Source organism: Mesopusillimonas faecipullorum, from assembly GCF_020539505.1.
GTDB lineage: Bacteria > Pseudomonadota > Gammaproteobacteria > Burkholderiales > Burkholderiaceae_B > Mesopusillimonas > Mesopusillimonas faecipullorum.
In genome coordinates, this window is the sequence record NZ_JACDXW010000009.1 from 33,895 (window position 1) to 58,839 (window position 24,945).

The window sequence follows — 24,945 nt, forward strand, 5'->3', positions numbered from 1 at the left end:
TAGCTCTCTACACTGGTTGATCGGCAAACACTCAGCAATGTCTTTTAAAGCGTGACTTACTAAAAACAGGGGAAAAATTTATGCTAGAATTCGGGGCTTACCTCGCGGAGACGTGGCCGAGAGGTTGAAGGTACTCCCCTGCTAAGGGAGCATGCGGCTTATACCCGCATCGAGGGTTCGAATCCCTCCGTCTCCGCCAGAATGAATCAAGCCCTTGAGAAATCAAGGGCTTTTTTCTTGTCTTCTGGACTCTGGCCCAAGCAGCCCTCGTCTATACTTGATCGACTCTGCAACCTCCTGGATCCCATGACAGAAGACATCCTCATCAACGTCACGCCTTTCGAGACCCGGGTGGCCATCGTCGAGCAAGGCACAGCGCAAGAACTTCACATAGAGCGCAGTATTCAGCGCGGTCACGTGGGCAATCTTTATCTTGGCAAGGTGGTGCGCGTGTTGCCCGGCATGCAAAGCGCCTTTGTCGATATCGGCCTTGAGCGCGCGGCGTTCATACACGTCGGCGATTTACGCCAAAATCGCATGGAACGCGGGGCCAACGCAGCGCCTACCCCGATAGAAAAGCTGTTGTTTGAAGGGCAGTCTTTGCTGGTGCAAGTCATCAAAGACCCCCTAGGCAGCAAAGGGGCGCGGCTGTCCACCCACCTTAGCATCGCGGGGCGCATGCTGGTTTACCTGCCCTACGACCCTCACGTTGGCATCTCTCAAAAAATCGGTTCTGAAGCTGAACGCCTGGCTTTGCGAGAGCGCGTGCAAGGCCTGCGCCCTGCTGACGAGACCGGGGGCTTTATCGTTCGCACGCAAGCTGAAGACGCCTCTGACGAAGAACTAGCGTCCGACATCGTCTATCTGCGCACCTTGTGGTCGCGTATCCAGGCCAAGACACGCACTGTGCCGGTACCTGCCCTGTTATACGACGACCTTACGTTGGCGCAACGCGTGCTGCGCGACATGACCACGCCCAATACCAACGCGATTCTGGTCGACTCCCGCACCACCACACAAGACCTGACGGAATGGGCCGCTGTCTTTACGCCCTCGGTCAGTGATCGCATTCGTCATTACAGTGGCGAACGCCCCTTGTTTGATACCGCCAACGTTGACGAAGAAATCGCACGCGCCTTGTCTCGCCGTGTCGACCTTAAGTCTGGCGGCTACCTCATCATCGATCAAACTGAAGCCCTGACAACGATAGACGTCAACACCGGAGGCTATGTAGGCGGGCGCAACTTCGACGACACCATATTCAAAACCAATCTAGAGGCCGCCGTTGCCATCGCCCGCCAATTACGTCTGCGTAATTTGGGCGGCATCATCATCATCGACTTTATCGATATGGATGACGCTGAGCATCGCGATGCGGTATTGGCAGAACTAAGAAAGGCTTTGGCCGGCGACCGCACCCGCGTAACGGTAAGCGGCTTCAGCCAGCTAGGTTTGGTCGAAATGACACGCAAGCGCACGCGCGATTCATTAGCCCACCAATTATGCGAAGTCTGCCCAACCTGCCAATCTCGCGGCATCGTCAAAACCCCGCGCACGGTCTGCTATGAAATTTTGCGTGAGATTTTGCGCGAATCACGTCAATTCAACCCACGAGAATTCCGTATTCTGGCTTCGCAAAGTGTAATCGACCTGTTTCTTGAAGAAGAAAGCCAGCATCTTGCGATGCTGGGTGACTTTATCGCCAAGCCAGTTTCACTGAGTGTGGAAACCACATACTCTCAGGAAGAGTACGACATTATTTTGATTTGATGCTTGCGGCTGGCGCCGTACGCCTTTAAGCGTTAGGCGCCATCTGCCGGTTTAAAGGATTCTGATGCCAGGCTCAGAACCCTCAAGGCCACCGTCGCTATCTTCCTCTTCGCTCTCGATTTCTATCCAGTCTTCATTGCCCTCTTGGCCTGGGCAAAGGTCGGGGCGCAATATAACGTTATAGATAGAGTTGATTTGCGCTTTGGAAGGCGTGTAGTAACTGAATAAATCAGCTTTAGTTGTCAGGTCTTGCATCATCTGCAAGCCCAACACCAAGGTTGCGCTAAGGTTTTCCGCCCCGGGTTTATAAGCCTTGGTAATGCGTGCATAGGTGGCATTGCTGCCGTCTACCGCGAATTTCACGTCGCCACCGCACAGCGCTTGATGACGAAACACGGCGCGCTGGATTTTGACGAAATCCATAGGCAAACGACGGCTTTCACGCTGATAAGTCTCGCGTTCGAGTTGGCTCAAGCCTATGCTGCCCGAGCCGGCTCCGGTAGAGGCGCACCCTACGGTTGCCAGGCAAGCCAACACACCCATCCATCGTTTCATCATGTCATTCCTCTTCGTTTTCAGGGCGAAGCGTGGGCTGCGCCGACTCGTTGGCGGTGTCGCCAGGCATTTGTTGAAACTGCATCTGATATAGCGCCGCGTACAAGCCGCCTTTGGCCAGCAGCTCGTCATGCGAACCCTGCTCAATGATGCGGCCGGCATCCAGCACTAGAATTTTGTCGGCCTTTTGTACGGTAGAAAGCCTATGGGCGATGACCAGCGTGGTACGCCCCGCCATAAGACGGTCTAGAGAAGCCTGAACTTGGCTCTCGGATTCGCTGTCCAGCGCCGAGGTCGCCTCATCCAGGATCAAGATAGGGGCATTCTTGATCAGGGCCCGCGCAATAGCCAAGCGCTGACGCTGCCCGCCCGACAACACATTTGCGTTCTCGCCCACTTTGGCCTGCAGGCCATGTGGATGTGAATCGACGAATTCGCGCAAATGCGCCGCATCAATGGCGGCATTGATTTCTTGTTCGCTGGCTTCGTGCAGGGCGCCGTAACCGACGTTATCGGCAATCGTACCTTCGAACATGACGACATCTTGGCTGACCAAGGATAACTGAGCCCGAAGGCTGGACAGTGTGCAATCCGTGATGAGATTCCCATCTACGTATACGCCGCCCTCGGTTGGCGTGACAAAGCGCGGCAGCATATTGGCCAGCGTGGTTTTCCCGCTACCCGAACGCCCTACCAAGGCCACGGTTTGCCCAGGTTCTATCGTAAAGGAAACATCGGCCAGCGTGTCGGCTGCAGCCCCTGGGAAGCGATGACGGATATCGCGAAACTCTACCTTGCCCCGCACAGGCGACGGCAAGGCATGCTTGCCTTGATCCGTTTCCCCGACCTCATCGATCAGCGTGAACACGCTTTCTGCGGAAACCAGCATACGCTGCATCTTGCTTGCAACGTTCGTCAGGCGCTTCACCGGATCGAAAATCTGTGCCAAGGCCGCCATGAAAGCTGCGAACCCGCCCACAGTGAGCGTGTCGGCATTGGCCTGGTACAAGGCCACGGCAATCACCGACGCCACCGCTATCGCTATGGCCACCTGTGTCAGGGGCGTCATCGCCGCATCAGCGCTGGCAGCCCGCATGGCAAAACGACGCAAACGCGCGTTGACGTAATCAAAGCGCTCGGACTCCCGCGCTTTACCGTCGAAAAGCTTGATCACACGCTGGCCGTCTATGCCTTCACGCACCACACGCGTCAACTCGGCATTCATGGTGATGGTGTCGCGGTTGATGCGGCGCAAACGCTTGATAAACAAGCGTGCGATGAACGTGGACACCGGCAACATGACGATGACGATCAATGTGAGTTGCCAAGACATGTATAAAAGCACGCCCAACAACGCCACAACAATAAGCACTTCTTTGACAATGACGGTAATGACCTCGGTGGCCATGCTGGTAACCACACCAGCGTCTACTGTAAAGCGGTTAAGCAGGCGCCCCGTGTCACCACGCTTGAAGGCCTCGTCGGGGAGTTCAAGCAAACGCGAAAACATATCTTTGCGTATACCCAACAACATATTGTTGGCTACCCACGAAAGCAGGTAATCGCTGGCAAAGTTACTGAAACCGCGCACCAGGGTAAGGCCAATGACCGCCAGGGGGATCATCCACACGTATTGCGGCTTGGCGCCCGAGAATCCTTCGTCCAGCAAAGGTTTCATGATGATGGCGAGTGTGGGTTGCGTGGCTGCGGCCAGGCTGACCATCAGCGTCGCCAACACGACGACTTTCCAATAGGGCCCAACCCTGAGGTAAATGCGGCGCCACAGCGAAAACTCCACGGGCGCGCCGGCAGCGTGCCGGGCGGAAGACTCTTGGCTCAAAACGTCCACTCACTTTTATACTGGGAGAGTTTGCCATTTTAGCGTGCTGCCGCTGCACCCGATGACCTCCTCTACCAAAGCATCAGAAACCATTTTTGTACGCCTGCCCAACTGGGTGGGTGATGTTTGCATGAGCTTGCCCAGCCTGGCCCTGCTTAGCCAAACCGGGCGCCCGGTGATTGTTTGTGCGCGGCCCTGGGCGCAGGAGCTGCTCTCGGGACACACGGAACTACACGGTTTTATTCCCATGAGCAGCAAACTATGGCAAGACCGAGCCGCCGTGTCGCAGGCACGAGCGCATCAAGCTGCACGAGGCCTGCTGCTGCCCGACTCGCTTTCCAGTGCATTGGCATTCCGTCTGGCCGGCCTACCTTGCGCGGGCTATCGAGACGACGGGCGCAGCCTGTTATTGCGCTGGCCCATGAACAAGCCTACGCAAAGCTTGCATGCCGTGCAGTCATGGCATCATCTAACCATGAACACCTTGGCGCAGTGGCAGCTACCCATTCACAATCGCGAAGTCCCGCAAGAGCTGGGCCTACACACCACCGAAGCCCAAAAGCAACAAGCCCAAGCTGCCCTGGTCAGCGTTGGCTTGGCCGACCAACCCTTCGTACTCATTGCCCCAACCGCTACGGGCTTGCATAAAGGCCGCATCAAGGTTTGGTCAGGTTTTCGCGAGCTTACCTCTTTGCTACAGGCCCAGGGCGTAAAGGTTGCCATGTGCCCGCCCCCCTCCGAAACCGGGCAAGCACGCGCGGCAGTGCCGGAGGCTGTTTGCCTACCCCCTCTGCCCTTAGGGGCGTTTGCTACACTCACTGGCATGGCTGCGCTGGTCGTATGTAACGATTCCGGCGTGTCTCATTTGGCAGCGGCTGTCAACGCGCCCCAGCTTACGCTGTTTGGCGTCACCAGTCCGTCGCGAACTGGCCCTTGGTCACCGAATGCACAATGTCTGGGCGAGATGGACGCCTGGCCTACCGTCCAAACCGTCTTCTCCCAAGTCATGGCCCAGCTGGGCAAAGCCCACTAACACCACACCCCAATGTCGCTATCGAATTTTCTGGCACAGTTCATTATCCCGCTCAATCTTTGCGTGGCTCTGCTATGTGGCGCTGTCCTTATGCGCATACTGCGTTGCCGGCGCACAGCCAAGCTTCTGGTCGTTGTTGCGCTGATTTGGGGCGGCATGTGGTCATTGCCGGCCACCTCGCTTTGGGCCGGTGGTTGGCTGGAACAACGCTATCCCTACCAAGCGCCACAAGATTTGCCCAAGGCGGAGGCTATTGTCGTGCTGGGGGGACATACCGCAGGCGGGAGGCCCAACTGGTTTGAAGACTACGACCCCGACAAGCGTATTACACGTAGCGACACGGCTGCTCAGCTTTACCACGCCAACCGGGCTCCGCTCATGGTGCTGTCAGGTGCCTTACTGGACGGCAGTACCAGTGAAGCGCAAACCATGGCCGCAGCGCTGGAGCGCGAGCAAATACCCGCCGAGGCCATGATTCTGGAAGAACGCAGTCAAAACACCCGTGAAAATGCCTTGTTCACCCAACAAGAACTGAATGAGCGGAAAATAGGGCCGGTGCTGCTGGTGACCTCGGGTTTACACATGCCCAGAGCCATGGCTGCTTTTAAGAAACTGGACATAGCCGTCACTGCGGCCCCTTCCCCACCACAGATCGTTGCCCCCCAAGACCCTGAGTTTTCGATGTGGCTACCTAACGAACGGGCCCTCGCGGCTTCGCGTTCGATCATTAAGGAATACGCCGCTTTGCTGCTTTATTGGGTGCGAGGCTGGGCCTGAGGCCGCTTTAGTCGTAGCGCCGCACCATAGACCAACAAATGACGACGCCAAAAAAGTACACCATGACCCCACTGTTATGACTTAGAAAGGTCTGGGAAAGGCCATAGCATATATACGACACGCACAGTACCGCCCCTGCCAATGCATAAGGCCGAGCCTGCACGTTACTTGAGCACATCCGACCCGCAAACGCAGCCAACGGTACCAAATACAAGGCCAGCAGCAGACCCAGCCCTATCAAGCCTCGTCGGGCCGTCATATCCACGTACTCATTGTGCAGATGGCCAAAATTCGTCACGATAGGGTCGACTTTTCCTTCCTCGACCAGCGTTTCCATATAGCGCTGCATGCCCTGCCCCCCCATGCCGATCAGAGGCGATTCGCGGGCAATCAACAAGCCTGTACGCCACATCTCGAAGCGTGCCCCCACCGAGGTGTCGACCCTGGCTTGATCAAGATATAGCTGTACATCGCTGACGGCGAGTTCCACGCGCTGTTGGACTCCGGTGGAAGGGGCTTGATACAGCACTGCGACAAGCAACACCATAAGCGCCACAAAGCCGCTTAACAAGTACTTGGGCAAACGATCCCGGTAGCCGAACAGTATCAACAAGAGTACCAAAGGTGCTCCTATCCACCCGCCTCGCGAGCCGGACAGAAAAGAAGCCGCCAAACCAGAGAAAAAGCCAAGCAACAGCCACGCGCTCCAGATGGATGAACGCCGATCAAACCACGCCCAACCCACACCCGCCAGGCTCATCATGCCCAGCAGCATGGCAATGTTGCCAAACTGAATAATAAGGGTGTAGCCCTCTATGCTTTCCATCCCCAGTATCCAGCGCTGCCAGCCAGACCACACCCCAACCGCAATAGCGCCGGCGGCGATGCCGCCCCAAAAACACGCGGCTTTGGGCGCATGCCGCAACAGCCATAGCAAGGCCACCATCGCACACACAATGCGCACGGATTTGTCGAAACGGCTGGAGGATTGCCCATCCAGCCAAATCTCAAGCGCCCAGCCCAGAAAAAACAAGCCAAACACCCATAACAGGCGTTTATCTTCCCTTTGCAATTCAGGCCAAACCCCCGGGCGCGCGAGCACCGTCAAACCCGCAAGAAACAGCAAAGCTGAGCCCACCGAGTAGCCTGATGGCACCACTAAGGAAATAGAGAAAAAAAGGAAGACGGCCAGGCAGGTATAGCGCTGAGCCAGCATGCCGGAAGAAACAGCAGACGCGGCGGAAGGCATGATAGAAGAGAGAAAGAGTGGAAAAGAGAGGAAGGGTTTCAGCTGCGCTTGGCAGCACGACGCCAACGCTTCCAAGCATGGAACAAGGGCCCGACAACACGCCCCTGCCCTACCTGAATACGCCGTCCGACCGAAGCCCCGTGAGTATTGCGCACGGCAAAACGGTAAATGTGGCTGGCATCACCACCCACCAGATTTTGGCCAAAAGGCTCGGTGGTATACAGATAACGGAAACCTGCTTCTTGGGCAATACGCTGGTAGTCGGCATCGAAATAACCTTGAGGCCAGCATAAATGTTCGGAAGCCTCGCCGAAATGAGCCAAAAAAGCTTCGCGAGACTGTTCAAGCTCTTCGCGCATACGTTGGTTCTTGTTGGCGGCCTCAACTCGGTCCCAGCGTGTATGGGTATGGCTATGGCTATGGAACTCGGCATAGCCGCCATCGCGCATGGCTTTTACTTCGCTCCAGCGAAGCATGACACTATCGGCCTGCCCCTGAGCGATACGCGCTTCGCATTCCTGATGCGATACGGTGTCATGGGCCGGCATCTCGGTGCGCACCGGCCCTTCGCCCAATTGCCCGGTGACGACGAAAAACGTAGCGTGGTAGCCATGCCGCTTAAGCAGCGGATAGGCATAAATCCAGTTATCCAAATAACCGTCGTCGAAAGTGATCAACACAGAACGCGCCGGGGCGAGCCGGCGGCCAGATAGGTGATCCGCGAATTCGTCCGTCGTCAGAGCACGGTAGCCATGCTGCGCCAGCCAAGCCAGTTGGGAGTCGAAATTCTCGGGCGTCACCGAAATAAAGCCGCCCGCCGGCGACACATGGTGATACATCAAGACGGGTATGGAATGGGCGTATATCATGTGTTCATCCTGTTTCAGCGCTATTCAGGCCGGCTTTCCGGCACCACGCTCGCTCAGCCATCGACCATAGCAGGCTTCCACGCGCTCTACCATGCCTTCGGGCGTGAATTTGCCTTGCTCAAGTATGAGGCGCAGCCCGGCACTGCCCATTTCGCGACGCAGCGCTGGGTCATCCAGCAATTTGCGCAAGGCCTGCATCAACACCTGGGCGTCACCCACCGGCACCAGCAAGCCAGTGACGTTTTCGCTCAGCATCTCGGGCACGCCATCGACCCTGGTGCCCACTACGGGCAAACCCGCCATGGCAGCCTCGACAAACACGGTGCCAGAAGCCTCTTGCTCTGTCGCCAGGGCAAAAACATCCAGCCCTTTAAGCAAATTGGGGACATCGCCCCGACGCCCCAGCAAATGCACTTGCTGCTGCAAGCCGGCTTGCTCAATGCTTTGCTGCAGCTGCTGAAACACCGGTTCGCCATCACCAATGAATACCAGATGCACATTGGGTCGTTCACGTAAAAGCGGCTGCATCGCCTGGAACAGCGTCGCATGGCCTTTTCGAGGGCGCATGGCGGCTACGCAACCGACAATGACGGCCTGCTCATCCAGACCCAGCTCGGCCCGCAAAGTGGAGTCTTGCTCGGGTATCTGCAAAGAGACGACGGGATACACCACCGCAACCTTATTGGGGGCGACACCCCGTTCTATCAGTGACTGGCGCACGAACTCGCTGGGCGTGACAACGCAATGCGGAATGCGTGTGTAAGACAATAGTGAACGCGGCCGCTTGGCCAAATGCCGGGTACGCACGATCAAGGGTGTACCCGCCAAGCGCCCTGCCAGGCCGGCCAATAAAGCGTCACGGCGGCTGTGCGTGTTAAGCACGTCAAAACGCCCGTCTTTGAGAATACGACGGACCTGCGCCACGCCGCGCCAATAATTCAGCGTGCCATCCATAGGCAGTGTGTGAACGGTGAAGCCACTTTCACGTAGTCGGGCTGTCAGTTCCGCTTCCGGTTGGCAAATAGCTTCCAGATGATGGCCACGCTCGCGCATCAGCAGCATCATCCGATAAATGTATTGCTCTTGGCCGCCCCAGTCGGTGGCGGCCTCGGAATGGACAATGCGCAAAGGCTTCATGCGTAACGTATCTCGACGTGTTCGGGACGGGCCCACTCAAGTAACTGGTGCACCATGGCCGGAGCCATACGCACGCGCCAGTCGTCGCCCAACCTTAATTGGCAAGCGTATTCACCGCGATGCAAGGCCACCTCGACAGGCACGCCCAGCGTCGCGTCATCGGCCTTAGCGCGATAAGGTTCGAGTATTTGCTTAAGCCGTGCGGCATCGGCCTGGCCATTCAAACTGATATACAAGCACTTGGCATGGGCTTCACGCGCCATCTGCAAGTCGTATATCTCTTCGGCCGAAACGCTCAAGCCGCCCGAGTAATCGTCATTTCTGACCTTGCCCTTCATGATGATAAGGCTGTCTTCTTTAAGGCGCCCACGGTGCTGTTCAAGCAACTCGTTGAAAATGGCAACCTCGACCTGAGCCGTGCCGTCATCCAACATGGCATACAACATTTTGCCGCGTCGCGTCATGCGCACACGCACCGAAGCCAACACGCCGGCAAACCATTGCGGTGTACGCGAAGGTGCCAGCCTAGCCAATGGGGTAGAGGCAAAGCGGCGTACTTCGTCACGCCAAGCGTCGAACATATGGGCACTGAAGAAGTAGCCTAAAGCAAGCTTCTCTTCGGACAAGCGCTGCTGTAAGTCCCACGGTGCAACCTTGGCCAGTTCACCCTCGACAATATCGTCGCTATCATCGGCAAACAATGAGACCTGATTGGCGCTGCGCTCGGCTTGCTCGGCGGCCTCAAGTGCATTGCCTACCGTGGCAAGCAAAGCAGCCCGGTTCTCGTCTATGGTGTCGAAAGCGCCGGCGCGAATCAGCGCCTCGATGGCTCGGCGATTGACTGTATGACGGTCTATGCGTCGGCAGAAATCGAACAAGCTGCTAAAAGGGCCGCCCTCAAGTCGCGCCCGAACGATTTCTTCAACCGCCGCCTGGCCGGTTCCCTTGACCGCACCCAAACCATAGCGAATGGTGCGCGGCGGGCGCCCCTGCTTCATGTGCGCGTCTTCAACTGGCTCAAAGCGATAAGCCGAGGCATTGATATCCGGCGCCAGCACGGTCACGCCATTCAGCAATGCGTCCTTCCAGAATGTCTGAACCTTGTCGGTATCGTCCATGTCGGACGACAAGGTGGCAGCAAGAAACTCTGCTGGGTGGTAAACCTTGAGCCAGGCCGTCTGATAGGCAATCAAGGCATAAGCGGCGGAGTGACTCTTGTTGAAGCCGTAACCCGCGAATTTTTCCATCAGGTCGAAAAGCTTAACGGCCAGATCGGCGTCGTAGCCTTTTTCGACTGCGCCTTTCTCGAAAATTTCTCTATGCTTGGCCATTTCTTCGGGCTTTTTCTTGCCCATGGCCCGGCGCAACAGGTCGGCGCCGCCCAAGCTATAGCCGCCAATGATCTGCGAGATCAGCATCACCTGTTCTTGGTAAACGATGACGCCATACGTGCTTTGAAGCACGGGTTCGAGGTCTGGATGAAAGTAATCGACCTCGGCGCGACCGTGCTTGCGATCGACGAAATCGATGACCATGCCCGACTCAAGCGGGCCCGGACGGAACAGTGCCGCTACGGCGATGATGTCTTCGAAAGTGCTGGGCCGTAACTTGCGCAGCAAGTCTTTCATGCCACGCGATTCCAGCTGGAAAATCGCAGTGGTGTTGCCCTCGCTCAGCAACTTGTAGACCGCCGTATCATCCAGCGCAAGCGCCATGATGTCGAAATCGTGCTTGTCTTTGTTACACCGGCGAACGTATCGCACCGCCCAGTCAAGAATCGTCAGGTTGCGCAAGCCCAGGAAGTCGAACTTGACCAAACCCGCGGCTTCCACGTCGTCTTTATCGAATTGCGATACCGCGCTGCTATCGGCTCCAGGCTGACAATACAGGGGGCAAAAATCCGTCAGTTTGCCCGGCGCAATCAACACGCCGCCGGCATGCATACCGATATTGCGCGTCAAGCCTTCCAGTGGCTGAGCCAAATCCACCAGCGCTTTGACCTCTTCATCTTGGTCGTAACGCTCGCGAAAGGCGGGCTCATTGGCCAGGGTACGCTCGAGAGACCAGGGGTCGGCGGGATTAAACGGGATCAGCTTGGATAAACCGTCACATAGTGAATACGGCATTTCCAGCACACGGCCCACGTCGCGAACCACGGCTTTAGCACCCAGCGTACCAAAAGTGGCAATCTGGCTGACAGCCGCCTTGCCATATTTTTGCTTGACGTAGTCGATGACGCGTTCGCGGTTATCTTGGCAGAAATCGATATCGAAGTCGGGCATGGACACCCGCTCGGGGTTCAAGAACCGCTCGAACAGCAAGTCATAACGTATGGGGTCAAGGTCGGTAATGCCCAAACTGTAAGCGACCAGCGAACCCGCCCCCGAACCACGCCCCGGCCCAACGGGCACACCATTGCTTTTACCCCAGTTGATGAAGTCCTGCACAATCAGGAAGTAGCCTGGAAAACCCATCTGGATGATGGTTTTGCATTCCCATTCCAGGCGCTCTTGGTATTGTGGCCGCCGCTCCTCGCGTTCGGCGGGGTCGGGAAACAGGAATTCGAGACGCCGCTCTAAGCCCTGCTGCGACAAATTGATCAGGTGATCGTCCAGCGTCACGCCCTCGGGCGTGGGAAATATAGGCAGCTGGGGTTTGCCCAGCACGAGCTCCAGATTGCAGCGCTTGGCGATTTCGACCGAGTTGAGCAAAGCGCTGGGCACATCAGCAAATTTTTCGGCCATTTGCTCTGAGCTGAGCAGGTATTGCTCTGGGGTAAAGCGTCGGACTCGGCGCGGATTGCCCAGTTGTTCGCCCTCGGCAATGCACACACGCGCCTCGTGAGCGCGGAAGTCTTCTTCTTCGAGAAACTGCACCGGGTGCGTGGCGACCACGGGCAAACCCGATTTTGCCGCCAGCCTGAGCGCCGCCTGAACATAGGCTTCGTCGCCCTCATGGCCGGCACGCTGCAGCTCGATATAAAAAGCGCCCGGAAAGCAAGATGACCAATGACGCGCCATCTCTTGTGCCTCGTCGATACGACCCGCCAACAGCGCCTGGCCGATATCGCCCATGCGCCCGCCGGAAAGCAGGATCAATCCTGGCTGATTTTCGAGCCAGGCAGGATGAACTTCACCCCGCCCCATATTCTGGTTCTCTAGCCAAGCACGAGAGAGCAATTCGCACAACGCCAGATAGCCCGCTGACGAGGCCGCCAGCAAAAGCATGCGATAGGGTTTGTCCCGCTCTTCCAGGTTCTGAACCCAGACGTCGCAACCGGCGATGGGCTTTACGCCCTTGCCTCTGGCAGCCTTGTAGAACTTGATCAGACCAAAGAGGTTACCCAAATCGGTCAAGGCCAAGGCCGGCTGGTTGAAACCAACGGCCTTCTTGACCAGGCTAGAAATACGGACGGTGCTGTCCACGACCGAAAATTCGGAGTGGACGCGCAAATGAACGAACGGGGGGGTGGAGGCGGCTTCTGACATCCCGGAATTGTATGCGAACGCCGCAGGGACTAGCCACTACCTCTGTAAAGCCCCCCAAGCCTTTTGCAAGCGCTTGACCGAGACCGGCATAGGGGTGCGCAGCTCTTGCGCAAACAAGGCCACGCGCAGCTCTTCCAGCATCCACCGATAACTATCCAATCCGGCATCTTTAGCGCCTTTCAAGGCCGTACGAGCACGCTGATACTGCGCCAGCAAAGGCGCCATATCCGCCATATTGCGCGCGTCACGCGCCGGGTCGGCGCGCAATTTATCTATGCGGGCCTGCACCGCCTTGAGATAACGCGGAAAATGGCTGAGTTGGCTGTAGGGTGTCGCCACCAGAAAACGCGGCCCCATCAAGGCGCCTAACTGAGCCTGGATATCAGCATGGCTGGCCGCATGCGGTTTGGCCTGCACTAGCTTTTTCTGTGTCGCCTGCCACTCGGTCAGCACTTGTAAGCTTAAACGCGCCACCTCTTGTGCGAGTAAGCCCAGACGCGTTCGCCCCTCTTTATCCCGCTGAGCAAAAGCTTGCGCGTTAGCCGGCCATGGTTCCGCCAAACAGGCTTGCTCCAAAGCCACATCCACGATCTGATCGCGCAGGGCTTCTTGTGTACCCAAATTCATGTACATCATGCCCATGCGAGTCAGATCGGGAAGGTTTTTTTCCAGAAACTTTACCTGCTCTCGCAAAGCGAGGCGGAACAAGCGTAACAAGCCCAGGCGATGCTGCTCCTTTGCCTGCTCCGGGTCATCAAAGACATCCAGCTCGCAATGCGTGCCTTTATCCACCAGGGCGGGATACCCGATGACCGACTGGCCCTTGCGGGAAATTTCCATCAGTTCGGGCAATTCGCCGAAAGACCAGTCCGTGATGTTCTCATGCGCAAGAACCTTACCGGCCTGAGCATCCGCGGCGGCCATCTGCTGAAATGAGGCCTGCGCCTGCCCGCCATGCTCGGCCTTGAGCGCATCAAGATTACGCCCCCCCGACAGCATGCGCCCATGCTCATCCACGACCTTGAAGTTCATGAACAAATGCGCCGGCAGCGTCTCAAGCTTGAAATCCGTTGTCGTCGGACGCACCTTGACTTGCTCCCACATGTCTTGAGACAAGGCCTCAAGCAAAGGGACCTGGGGATCGCGCGCGCGCTCAAACCAACGCTCATAGAAGCCGGCAGCGTAATCCGGCAGTGGCACGCAATGGCGGCGCATCTTCTGCGGAAGCGACTTCAGCAAGAGATGAACTTTCTCTTTCAGCATGCCGGGCACCAGCCACTCGCAACGCCAAGCCTGCAACTTGTTCAAGGCGAACAACGGCACACTCATCGTGACCCCGTCTTTCACCGAACCTGGCTCGAAATGGTAGTCGAGCGCGAGTTCGACCCCCTGCCAACGCACTTTGCGTGGGAAGACTTCAGTGGTGACACCGGAGGCCTCATGGCGCATGAGCTCATCGCGACTCAAATAAAGCGCCTTACGCTGAGTGTCGGAAAGGCCAGCCGCCCATTTTTCAAGGGTAGCCGTTTGGCAGATGTCGGCGGGCAAATGCTGATCGTAGAAGGCAATGATCAGGCTGTCATCCACCAAAATATCGGGCCGACGCGTCTGATGCTCCAGCTTCTCGATACGCGATGCCAACTGCAGGTTGTGACGCACAAAATCCAATTTGGTGTCGACGTCGCCGGCCACCAGACCATCTCGAATGAAAATTTCGCGCGCCTGAGCAGGCTCGATACGTCCATAATGCACGCGCCGCCCGTGATACACGGGCAAACCGTACAAGGTGGCTCTTTCGTTGGCCACGACTTGGCCCGCTTTACGCAGCCAGCGCGGGTCAGACCAGGATTTCTTAAGCAAATGCGCACCGGCCTGCTCTATCCAGGTAGGCTCTACATTGGCCAGGCACCGCGCATACAGGCGCGTGGTTTCGACAAGCTCAGCCGCCACCACCCAGGTGCCCGCCTTACGTGCCAAATAAGAACCTGGGTGCACATGAAAGCGGATTTCGCGCGCCCCCGTGTAGCCGCCCTGATCGTTACGCAAGCCGATATTGCCCAACAAGCCCGCCAGCAGCGCACGATGCACTTGCTCAAAAGTTGCCGGCAAAGCGTTCGTCTTCCACTTATGTTCTTCCACAATAGTGCGCAACTGTGTATGCACATCGCGCCATTCGCGTACCCGCGAAGGTGAAAGAAAATGCTGCTTGAGCAAAGCCGCGACTTTGCGTTGCGACAGGGCTTCGAACTGCGTTTGCAACCACTGCCAAAGTTTGACGTAAGCCAGAAACTCGGACTTACCTTCAAAGAATTTTCTGTGTGACTGCTCGGCGGCTTCTCGTGCTTGCAGGGGACGCTCACGCGGGTCTTGTACCGACAAGGCCGAGGCGATGACCAGAAGTTCCTCCAAGCAATGTTGATCACGCGCTTCTAACACCATGCGAGCCAGTCGCGGATCTATGGGCAGGCGGGACAAAGTTTTACCGACCTTGGTCAATCGGTTGCTTTCGTCCAAAGCGCCTAATTCGTGCAGTTGCTGATAGCCGTCTGCAATCGCTCGACCCGCTGGGGGATCGACAAAAGGAAAGACCTCGACATCATCCAGGTTCAGCGCTTTCATGCGCAAAATGACGGATGCCAGGGACGAACGCCGGATTTCGGGATCGGTAAATTCGGCCCGGCTCTTGAAATCGACTTCTTCATACAGCCGTATGCAAACGCCCGGCCCGATACGGCCGCATCGCCCCGCCCGCTGATTGGCCGATGCCTGGCTGATGGGCTCTATGCGTAATTGCTCGACTTTCTGGCGCCACGAATAACGCTTCACCCGCGCCAGACCGCTATCCACCACGTACCGTATACCGGGGACGGTTAGAGATGTTTCCGCCACGTTGGTGGCCAATACGATGCGTCGTGCCTGCCCTTGGGGGCGAAAGATACGCTCTTGATCAGCCTGCGAAAGGCGGGCAAACAAGGGCAATATCTGCTCTCCCTTGCGGGCCCAGCCCGAAAGCGCATCCGCTGCCTCGCGAATCTCGCGCTCACCGGGCAAAAACACCAGCACGTCGCCCGCCCCATCCCGAGCACACTCGTCCACGGCCTCGACCACCGCGTCTATCAGATCGCGCTCATCTACGCCCGCGTCCTGTGCGGCAGCGGGCTTCTCTGAGCCAGGCTTGGTATCGGGTTTATCCTGCAAAACGGGCCGGTAACGCAGCTCCACTGGATACAGGCGACCAGAAACCTCAATGATGGGGACTTCCTCGGCACCCGGCAAACGGAAATGGCCTGCCAATTGAGCAGCATCTATGGTTGCAGAAGTAATAATCAGCTTAAGGTCGGGCCGACGCGGGAGCAACTGCCTGAGATAGCCCAGCAGAAAATCGATGTTCAGGCTGCGTTCGTGGGCCTCATCGATGATCAAGGTGTCGTAACGACGCAGCAAGGGATCGCGTTGTGACTCGGCCAGCAAAATACCGTCCGTCATCAGCTTGATCGCTGTGCCGGCACTGGTGCGCTCATTGAAGCGAATCTGGTAACCCACCCAGTCACCTAGTTCGGTTTGCAACTCTTGGGCAATACGGCGCGCAACCGATGTGGCCGCCAGTCGTCGCGGCTGGGTATGGCCGATTATGCCTTGCCTGCCGCGCCCTAATTCCAGGCAAATTTTAGGTAGCTGTGTGGTCTTGCCCGAGCCTGTCTCCCCGCAAACCACCACCACCTGGTGCCGCTCTATGGCCGCTGCAATATCGGCCCGTCGCGCACTGACAGGCAGGGAATCTGGAAATTCTATGGGGGGCAACGCACGTTCAAGGGCTGTCGCGGGCTGCTGTTTGTGTAGGTTTACCGACAAATCGGCCGAATGTGTCATAAAAAACGTCATAGAGGAATCCCGCTTATTATAATTTTGCGCAGGAACTTGCTGGGCAACCGCCCCAACAAGCACCTGCCCCCTGATTTTTGGAACCTTTGCCGTGCTCAACAATACCGACCCCGACCCTGACCCTGAAACGGTTTCCGCCCAAGAAGCCCCAGAATTCGCCCCCGCACAGTTCGTGCGATGGTTCCGCGAAGTCGCACCTTATGTGCACGATTTCCGCGGTAAAACCTTTGTTGTCGCTTTTGGCGGTGAGCTCGTACGCGATGGGGCGCTCAATGCCCTTATCCAGGATCTTTCCCTACTGTCGGCGCTAGGCGTCAGGTTGGTGTTGGTGCACGGTTCACGCCCACAGGTCAACGAGCAATTGAAGCTCAAGGGCTACAACACCCAGTTTGGTCGTGGCACTGAACCCACCACGTCCGAGGCACTCGAGTGCGCCAAAGAAGCCGCAGGCGAGATACGCCTGGATATAGAAGCCAGCTTCAGCCAGGGCCTGCCCAACACCCCGATGTCGCATGCGCAAATCCGGGTGATTTCGGGCAATTTCGTCACTGCGCGCCCGGTAGGCGTGATCGAAGGCGTCGATTATCTCCATACTGGCGCCGTACGCAAAGTCGACACCGACGCTCTCAAATCCATCATCAAGCAAAATGGCATCGTGCTGTTGTCTCCCTTGGGTTTTTCACCCACAGGCGATGCCTTCAACTTGGCCATGGAAGATCTGGCCACCAGTGTCGCCGTATCGCTACGGGCTGAAAAACTCATTTTCCTGACCCAAGACGCTTTCGTCCATAACGAAGACGGCAGCGTCGACACCGAGCTTGCCCGCGAAGACGCAGACAGGCTGCTGGCCGGCGGCACGCTGGACGAAGACACCGGCGCATTCTTGACCGCCGCATCGCGCGCAGTCAAACGCGGGGTGGCTCGCGCTCACCTGCTGCCCTACACGCTGGACGGCAGCGTGTTACTGGAGATCTTCACTCACGATGGTGTGGGCACCATGGTTGTCGAAGACACCCTGGATGATCTACGCCCCGCCACCATAGACGATGTTGGGGCCATTGTTCAGCTGATCGAGCCGCTTGAGGCAGATGGCACCCTGGTTCCGCGGGGCCGTGCAGTGGTAGAGCGCGACGTCGAACGCTTTACCGTGCTGGAACACGACAGCGTCATTTACGGCTGCGTGGCGCTGATACCCTACCTTGATGAACGCATGGTCGAAATGGCCTGTCTGATTGTTCACCCCGAGTGGCAAGGCGAAGGGGAAGGCGAGATGTTGCTGCGCCATGCCGAAGGGAAAGCGCGCGCCATGGGCGCACAACGTTTGTTCGTGCTGACCACACGCACTTCGCATTGGTTCATCAAACGCGGCTTTGTTCAAGGGGGCGTATCCGACTTGCCTCGCGAACGCCAGGCTTTGTATAACCGCTCGCGAAACAGCCATATTTTCATTAAAAAACTATAGCGCCTGAAACCAGCCCCGCGCTGGTTTTACCAGCCGCTTCGTTCATAAGTGCAACGCTTGCCCCAGCAAGCATCAAGCTCCCGCAGGGGGGGTACAATAGCCGGGTTTGAAATCAACCCTAAAGGTAGCAAGCTTATGGTACGCATGGTCAACTGTGTAAAGCTCAAGCGCGAAGCCGAAGGCTTAGCAGCGCCACCCTACCCTGGTGAGCTGGGGGTGCGCATCTGGCAGAACATTTCCCAAGAAGCTTGGCAGGAGTGGGTGCAAACCCAAACCCGCTTGGTCAATGAGAACCGCCTGAACCTTGCCGACATCCGTGCGCGCAAATACTTGGCCCAGCAAATGGAGAACTTCTTGTTCAACGACGTCGATGTCGAAGCACAAGGCTACGTTCCACCGTCGCAATAAGTCTGTAGGCGCCACCTTTACAGCTGGCGCCTGCCTTCGCTACCCATGTTTTTGCAGTTCTTCCTTGGGGGCGGGGCGCCCAAACAAAAAACCCTGAAAGCGTGAAAAGCCCACCGAACGCAGGTACTCGAATTGCTCTTGGGTTTCTACCCCTTCGGCCACCGTTTGAAGCTCCAGTGTTCTGGCCAGAGCCAAGATGGCATCGGTAATGCCTTGGTCTTTAGGGTTATGCAAGATGTCGCGCAAGAACGACCTATCTATCTTCAGGGTGTTCAGGGGAAGATCTTTCAGGTAACTGAGCGAGGAATACCCCGTCCCAAAGTCATCCAGGGCGATTTTCACCCCATGACTTCTCAGGGAGTGTATTTTTTCGAGCAAAGTCTGGTCGATATTGCTGAAAAGCAGAGATTCGGTAAGTTCGAGACACAGTCCGGCCACATTAATGCCTGTCCGGGTCACGATATCCAACAAATGCTGGCAAAATCCGGGCTCTTTGAATTGTCGGGCACTGACATTGACGCACATCAGCCATTTAGCGCGTACGGGGTCTTGTTGCCACTCTGCCAGCTCGCGACACGCGGTTTCTAGCACCCACAGGCCCACGGGCACGATCAAGCCACTTTGTTCAGCCAGCGGAATGAAATCGGCAGGTGCCACCAAACCACGCTTGGGGTGACGCCAGCGTATCAGCGCCTCCATTGCGCTAACCTCAGCCTGGCCATTGACGATAGGCTGGTAATACAGGCACAGCTCGTTACGCGCCACAGCACCGCGCAAATCGTTTTCCATGGCATTACGCCGATTGACTTCCTCCTGCTGGGAAATCTCGAAAAACACCATGCAGTTGCGCCCATTGGCCTTGGCTCGATAGAGCGCCAAATCGGCCTGCTGCAGCAACTCTTCGGTCGAGGCGACGGTGCCGCGATACAAGGTGACCCCCATGCTAGGAGTCGCGATCACTCCGCCAGCGCCCGAGTCTTCGAGCCCAGACAGATGATAAGGTCTACCCATAAGGGAGAATATCTTGGTGCTTACCTCGGAAACGCGTTGACAAGCCAACTGGTACTCTTGGCCCAGATCACTCATGATGATGACGAACTCGTCGCCCCCCATGCGAGCAACCGTATCACTTTTGCGCACACATTGGCTCAAACGTTCTGCCGCTTTGATAAGCAGCAAGTCTCCCTGACTATGACCATAAACGTCATTGACGTCTTTGAATTTGTCTAAGTCTATGGACAGCAGCGCGCAATAACTACCCGTTCTTTCCGAGGCATAGCGGCTTTGCTCCATGCGATCCCACAGCAGTCTGCGGTTGGGTAGATTGGTCAGGGGGTCGTACAGCGCCAATTCTTTGGCTTGCTGCTGCACCTGCTTAAGTTTGGTGATGTCGGCGCGAATGGCGATGTATTTTTCGGGTTTACCGTCGGCCCCCAAGAAAGGAACGATGGTGCTGTACACCCAGTACAGTTCGCCATCTTTCGCTCGGTTGCAGATTTCTCCCTGCCAAATACGCCCAGAGGATATGGTTCGCCATAGCTCGCCAAAAAAAGCGTGTGGGTGCGCACCCGAGTTCACTACCCTATGTGTCTTCCCATAGAGCTCGGCGCGAGAATATTTGGAGATCTCGCAGAATTTTTCGTTGGCCCAGGTAATGATACCCTTGTCATCGGTCATGGCCACAATGGCGTGCGCATTCAGGGCACGCATAAAATCCCTGAGATCTTTTTTGGCAGTGACTTGCTCGGTATTGTCTTGGATGCAGAACATGGCGCCGGTCAATAATCCGGTATCGGAGCGGGTGGCTAGCACAGTGAGCTCTTGGGAGTTTGCACTGAGCACGGGTAAATGCTGGGCTTGTCGTTCACCCTCATCAAGCTGCAGCCCTTGAAACAAGGGCGCATGCAAATGCTTGAAGCCGGGCAAACCCGCTAAGTCTTCCCAGCCATAGCCAATCAAATCCGATCTGGACTTGCCCACGTAGGCTTCGAACAAAGCGTTGACATATCGTAGGCGCAGTTGCTTATCAAACCAGCCGGCGGCCAAGGGAAGCTCATGAAGAAAACGTTCAATATCCATCTGTGTCCAAGTTGGAGTATGCGACGCGCCCACATGCAAAAATGCTCAATGACAATGGCGCTTAAGCTGACGCCATTTCATCACACCCTGTATTGAAACATAACTCCCTGAAACATTTTTTCTTAAAAGTAACCAGAAAATTCAGAAACGCAAGGATGTAATTTTTTATTACACCTTATGGCGTTCATTATGTCTGCTCAAAATGCAAATAGCCCCATAGTTTTAAGGACTACGGGGCTATTTGGCGACTCGAAGCGTAAGCATTTACACGTCGTTGGCTTCCTCGCCAAAGTCATCACCGCGTGCTGCACGTTCGGTAGCCTTGATACCGGTATGACGCACGTCGTCTCCGCGTACCATGTAGATAACGCGTTCGGCCATATTCTTGGCGTGATCCCCGATACGTTCTAGCGATCGGGCAATAAAAATAAAATCGATGGAACGTGAAATAGTGCGTGGGTCTTCGATCATGTAAGTAATGGTGTGGCGCAAAGCGGCTTTCCATTCTTTATCGACCTCTTTGTCGCTGCGCACAACCGTAGCGGCGTGCACTGCATCTTCGCGCGCAAAAGCATCCAGCGTCTGGCGAATCATGCTGATGACGTCTTGCGTCATGTGCCTGAGCTCGACCACCGGCACATAATGATCATGAGACTCATGCAGACGACGCGCCACTTTGGCTATCTTCTCGGCTTCGTCGCCACAACGTTCCATGTCGGTGAGCATCTTGGAAACGGCCAACAGAAACCGTAAATCAACTGCCGTAGGCTGGTTGCGTGCAATCAGCAAACTGATACGTTCGTCGATTTCGACTTCGAGACGGTTGACTTCTTTTTCCCGCTCGCGAATCTGGTCGACAACAGCCAAATCGCCGCTAATCAGCACAGCCATGGCGTCGCGAACCATGGTCTCAACCAAGCCCCCCATCTGCAAAAACATGGAACGCGTGGTTTCGAGATCGGAAGTGAACTGTTTGTTCGTGTGCTCGGACATATCAGCCTTGTCGCAGAAATCGGTTGGTAAACATTCGCAGACAGGCAAGCCGCACGCGACTTGCCTGTATTCCGGCCAGCTTACACCGGGATTGTGACGGTTTTGTTAAGCGTCGCGGCTTAGCCGGCGCACACCGTCAGCATGAGCCACCAAGGCAACATCGGCTGCTGACAGTGCAAACAAGCCGCAGGTAACCACCCCGGGTATGTCGTTGATGGTAGCTTCTAGCTGCTCGGGTTCAAGCATATTCAAGCCGGCGACGTCCAGAATGACGCACCCATTATCGGTCAGAAACCCTGCCCGCTCAAGCACATGTCCGCCTATCTCTTGCAGTCGACGCGCCACGATGGCGCGCGCCATAGGAATGACCTCGACAGGCAAAGGAAAAGCACCTAAGCGTTCGACCAATTTGGTGGCATCAACGATACATACGAATTGGCGTGCGGCAGAAGCCACGATTTTTTCACGCGTCAGTGCACCGCCACCGCCTTTGATCATGCGTAGCTGCGTGTCGATTTCGTCCGCCCCGTCCACATAGAAAGGCATGGGTTCGGCGAGCTCATCCAAAGTAGTGACGGCTACTCCTAAACCTTGCATGCGCGCCGTGCTGCGCTCGGAGCTGGAAACCGCCGCTTTGAAGCGCCCTTTATGCTCGGCCAACAGATCGATAAACAAGTCTACGGTAGAGCCTGTACCGACGCCGAGCACCATCTCGGGCTTGAGTTGCGGCACTATCAGGTCTATGGCTGCCTGGGCCGCCTGTTGCTTAAGTTGTTGTTGCGTCATGCGCCTGACTCCTGCAGCAAAGCCGCGTATTTTTTCTCAGAGAATCCCACCATGACCGTTTCGTCCTTGAGCAAGACGGGGCGTTTGATCAAGGTGGGAAACTCTGCGATCAGCGTTAGCCACGCGGCATCGTTTTCCGGTGCTTTACGATCCTCGGGCAAATTTCGCCAAGTCATGGAGGCTCGATTGACCAGTTTCTCCCAGCCCCCTAACTGCTCTTGCCAAGCCAAAAGCTGATTGGGGTCTATGGGGTCTTCCCGATAGTCAGTAAAAGTGTAAATCTGCTTATTGTCCTCTAGCCAAGCCAATGCTTTCACACACGTGCTGCAGCGTTTCAAACCATATAACTTCAGTTGACTCATAAAGACTCCCTACGGCCCTGCATGCGACTAGCCACTATGACGCATAAACCCACGACCAAAATAAACAAGGTGGCCAAAGCATTGATTTCTGGCTTTAAGCCCAGCCGGACCCGAGAGAAGACCTCTAGGGGAAGCGTGGTATACCCTGGCCCCGAAAGGAAGGATGCAATGACGACGTCATCCAGCGATAGGGTAAATGCCAGCAACCAGGCCGCAAGCAAGGCCGGCGCGATCAGCGGCAAGGTGACCACGAAAAAAACCTTTAATGGCGTTGCGCCAAGATCGAGGGCGGCTTCTTCGAAAGAACGGTTCAGATCGCGTATGCGAGGTTGCACCACCACCGCCACATACGCCGTGCACAGAGTCACGTGGCCCACCCAAATAGTGAAGATACCGTTGCCTTCGGGCCAGCCGAATAAAGTATTGAACTCGACAAACATCAACAATAACGAGATACCGAGAACGACCTCTGGCATGACCAGAGGCGCACTGAGCATGCCCACATACAGGCCAAATCCGCGAAAGCGCCCCATACGCGCCAACACATAAGCCGCCCATGTGCCCAACGCCACGGAAGCGGTGGCTGTTAAAGCGCCGATTTTCAGCGATAGCCAAGCAGCCGACAGCAAAGCCTGATCATGGAAAAGCTCTACATACCATTTCAAGGAAAAACCCGACCAAGAAGTCATCAAGGCCGAATCATTGAAAGAGAAAATGATCAATGTAGCGATGGGTATGTACAGAAAACCGTAGCCCAGCGTCAACACCAGCACACGCAGAAAGACTGACCCGTTCACGAGCGCCCCTCCTGTGCCTGACGCATCTGGTTGTACTGAAACAGCACCATGGGCACCAAAAGCAGGGCCACCATGATGCAGGTTACAGCAGCCGCCATAGGCCAGTCGGTGTTGTTGAAGAACTCATTCCACATGACGCGACCCATCATCAAAGTATCGGCCCCACCCAGCATTTCAGGAATGACGTACTCGCCCACAGTGGGTATGAACACCAGCATGCCCCCTGCAATCACCCCTGGTAAAGACAAAGGCAAAGTGACCTGGAAAAACGCCTGCCAAGGTCTGGCCCCCAGGTCGTAAGCCGCTTCCAGCAAGCGTTGGTCAAACTTAACCAGCGTGGCATACACAGGCAGAATAAAGAAAGGCAGATAGGCATAGACCAAGCCTATATAGACAGCCAAATCGGTGCGATAGATTTCCAAAGGTGAGTCGATGACGCCCAAGCCCAGCAACACGCTGTTGAGCAAACCATCATTACGCAATATGCCCACCCAGGCATATACGCGCAGCAGCAATGACGTCCAGAAGGGCAATATGACGGCCAGCAAAAGCAGATTGCGATGACGAGGGTTGCTACGTGCAATGCAGTAGGCCATGGGATACCCGATCAGCATGCAACACAAAGTCGTGACCGCCGCCATCTTAAGCGAACTCAGATAAGTGACCAGGTACAGGCTATCGGTAAAAAGCTGCGCATACGTGCGCAGGTGCAGCGTGAGCGAGAGTGCTTGATCCTCTAGGCCGAACAGTGCTGTGTACGGCGGTATGCCGAACTGCACATCGGAAAAGCTGATTTTGAGAACCAGCAGGAACGGCACCAAAAGGAAGATGGCCAACCAGGCAAACGGCGGCACGATGGCCAAACGTGAAGTCCAGCGTTGCGCGGTTTGGGCGGACAACCTCATGACGACAGCACCGTCGCGCTATCGCTGGCCCAGCTCACGTACACTTCTTCTTCAACGCCCGGAGCATCGTCCATAGCCAAAACCATGCTGGGCACATGTGCCTCTATGACATGGCTGGAATCAAGCCGGATTTGATAGCGGGCATGGCTGCCCATCCAGGCCACGTGACTGACCATGCCACGCGCCCAGTTGTGCTCGGTGGCGGGCGCCTCGCGCAATACGCGTATGTGTTCCGGCCGAATGGAAACATGGACTTCCATCCCTAAAGGTTCGTTGACACCGTGATTGACGTAAAACGACCGCCCGAGGCTCTCGCTTGCTATCACCACATGATCGGCCTCGTCCACGGTAATGGTGCCGGCAAATAAATTGGTTGAGCCTATGAAACCCGCGACGAAACGGGTACTGGGGAAATTGTAGACTTCTGGGCGCCTCGAAAAACCTCCGCCTCGCCCGCCCTTGGTAAAATTACGACGTCCTGAACCCCGCAGCCTGCACCGATGAAACCACGCACCGCCATCAAGACCGACCTGTTCGCCGACGAGCATCACCG

19 protein-coding genes and 1 tRNA gene are annotated in these 24,945 nt (G+C 56.3%); 6 read left to right on the top strand and 14 right to left on the bottom strand.

Annotated features, from left to right (window positions below; translation table 11 throughout):
- Positions 1-106: 106 nt before the first annotated feature.
- Positions 107-199: transfer RNA gene (locus tag H0484_RS13925), tRNA-Ser, on the top strand.
- 107 nt (positions 200-306) lie between these two features.
- A complete protein-coding gene (gene rng / locus H0484_RS13930) occupies positions 307-1,770 on the top strand; it encodes a ribonuclease G (RefSeq protein WP_226955245.1) in 1,464 nt (487 codons plus the stop codon).
- A gap of 51 nt (positions 1,771-1,821) precedes the next feature.
- Here rng and H0484_RS13935 read toward each other — a convergent pair whose 3' ends face one another.
- Positions 1,822-2,328, bottom strand: coding sequence for a hypothetical protein (locus H0484_RS13935; RefSeq protein WP_226955246.1), 507 nt, complete (start codon positions 2,326-2,328; stop codon positions 1,822-1,824).
- 1 nt (position 2,329) lies between these two features.
- On the bottom strand, positions 2,330-4,165 hold the full coding sequence (msbA, locus tag H0484_RS13940; protein ID WP_226955264.1) for a lipid A export permease/ATP-binding protein MsbA: 1,836 nt from the start codon (positions 4,163-4,165) through the stop codon (positions 2,330-2,332).
- Positions 4,166-4,226: 61 nt separating this feature from the next.
- On the opposite strand from msbA, the gene H0484_RS13945 reads away from it, so the two are divergent.
- Together H0484_RS13945 and H0484_RS13950 are read left to right on the top strand one after the other, a co-directional pair.
- On the top strand, positions 4,227-5,198 hold the full coding sequence (locus tag H0484_RS13945) for a glycosyltransferase family 9 protein (RefSeq protein ID WP_226955247.1): 972 nt from the start codon (positions 4,227-4,229) through the stop codon (positions 5,196-5,198).
- Positions 5,199-5,210: 12 nt separating this feature from the next.
- Positions 5,211-5,975, top strand: a complete 765-nt coding sequence (locus H0484_RS13950) for a YdcF family protein (protein WP_226955248.1) — start codon at positions 5,211-5,213, stop codon at positions 5,973-5,975.
- 7 nt (positions 5,976-5,982) lie between these two features.
- On the opposite strand, the gene H0484_RS13955 is transcribed toward H0484_RS13950, so the two are convergent.
- Genes H0484_RS13955 through hrpA form a run of 5 tightly spaced genes read right to left on the bottom strand, consistent with a single transcriptional unit; the run spans position 5,983 to position 16,588 of the window.
- Positions 5,983-7,224: an O-antigen ligase family protein gene (locus H0484_RS13955; protein WP_226955249.1), complete on the bottom strand. Its 1,242-nt coding sequence runs from the start codon at positions 7,222-7,224 to the stop codon at positions 5,983-5,985.
- Positions 7,225-7,262: 38 nt separating this feature from the next.
- A complete protein-coding gene (locus tag H0484_RS13960) occupies positions 7,263-8,093 on the bottom strand; it encodes a polysaccharide deacetylase family protein (protein WP_226955250.1) in 831 nt (276 codons plus the stop codon).
- 24 nt (positions 8,094-8,117) lie between these two features.
- A complete protein-coding gene (locus H0484_RS13965; RefSeq protein WP_226955251.1) occupies positions 8,118-9,230 on the bottom strand; it encodes a glycosyltransferase family 4 protein in 1,113 nt (370 codons plus the stop codon).
- On the bottom strand, positions 9,227-12,718 hold the full coding sequence (gene dnaE / locus H0484_RS13970; RefSeq protein WP_226955252.1) for a DNA polymerase III subunit alpha: 3,492 nt from the start codon (positions 12,716-12,718) through the stop codon (positions 9,227-9,229). Before dnaE ends, H0484_RS13965 begins: the two co-directional genes overlap by 4 nt.
- A gap of 36 nt (positions 12,719-12,754) precedes the next feature.
- A complete protein-coding gene (gene hrpA / locus H0484_RS13975; protein ID WP_226955253.1) occupies positions 12,755-16,588 on the bottom strand; it encodes an ATP-dependent RNA helicase HrpA in 3,834 nt (1,277 codons plus the stop codon).
- A 103-nt stretch (positions 16,589-16,691) separates the two neighbouring features.
- On the opposite strand from hrpA, the gene argA reads away from it, so the two are divergent.
- Both argA and H0484_RS13985 read left to right on the top strand, forming a co-directional pair.
- On the top strand, positions 16,692-18,062 hold the full coding sequence (gene argA, locus H0484_RS13980) for an amino-acid N-acetyltransferase (protein ID WP_226955254.1): 1,371 nt from the start codon (positions 16,692-16,694) through the stop codon (positions 18,060-18,062).
- Between the two features lie 135 nt (positions 18,063-18,197).
- The gene (locus H0484_RS13985) at positions 18,198-18,470 is read left to right on the top strand and encodes an oxidative damage protection protein (protein ID WP_226955255.1); all 273 of its coding nucleotides are present in this window, start codon (positions 18,198-18,200) and stop codon (positions 18,468-18,470) included.
- 39 nt (positions 18,471-18,509) lie between these two features.
- On the opposite strand, the gene H0484_RS13990 is transcribed toward H0484_RS13985, so the two are convergent.
- From H0484_RS13990 to H0484_RS14020, 7 genes are all read right to left on the bottom strand, one after another.
- Positions 18,510-20,549 carry a putative bifunctional diguanylate cyclase/phosphodiesterase gene (locus H0484_RS13990; protein WP_226955256.1) on the bottom strand — a complete coding sequence of 680 codons (2,040 nt, stop codon included), beginning with the start codon at positions 20,547-20,549 and terminating at the stop codon, positions 18,510-18,512.
- A gap of 264 nt (positions 20,550-20,813) precedes the next feature.
- Positions 20,814-21,542, bottom strand: a complete 729-nt coding sequence (gene phoU / locus H0484_RS13995; protein WP_226955257.1) for a phosphate signaling complex protein PhoU — start codon at positions 21,540-21,542, stop codon at positions 20,814-20,816.
- 105 nt (positions 21,543-21,647) lie between these two features.
- Positions 21,648-22,328, bottom strand: coding sequence for a ribose-5-phosphate isomerase RpiA (gene rpiA, locus H0484_RS14000; RefSeq protein WP_226955258.1), 681 nt, complete (start codon positions 22,326-22,328; stop codon positions 21,648-21,650).
- A complete protein-coding gene (locus H0484_RS14005) occupies positions 22,325-22,690 on the bottom strand; it encodes a Spx/MgsR family RNA polymerase-binding regulatory protein (RefSeq protein WP_226955259.1) in 366 nt (121 codons plus the stop codon). Before H0484_RS14005 ends, rpiA begins: the two co-directional genes overlap by 4 nt.
- Positions 22,687-23,487: an ABC transporter permease subunit gene (locus tag H0484_RS14010; RefSeq protein WP_226955260.1), complete on the bottom strand. Its 801-nt coding sequence runs from the start codon at positions 23,485-23,487 to the stop codon at positions 22,687-22,689. The genes H0484_RS14005 and H0484_RS14010 overlap by 4 nt, the downstream gene beginning before the upstream one ends.
- A complete protein-coding gene (locus H0484_RS14015; protein WP_226955261.1) occupies positions 23,484-24,392 on the bottom strand; it encodes an ABC transporter permease subunit in 909 nt (302 codons plus the stop codon). The genes H0484_RS14010 and H0484_RS14015 overlap by 4 nt, the downstream gene beginning before the upstream one ends.
- On the bottom strand, positions 24,389-24,945 hold a 557-nt coding region (locus H0484_RS14020), incomplete at its 5' end, for a TOBE domain-containing protein (protein WP_226955262.1). The genes H0484_RS14020 and H0484_RS14015, both read right to left, overlap by 4 nt.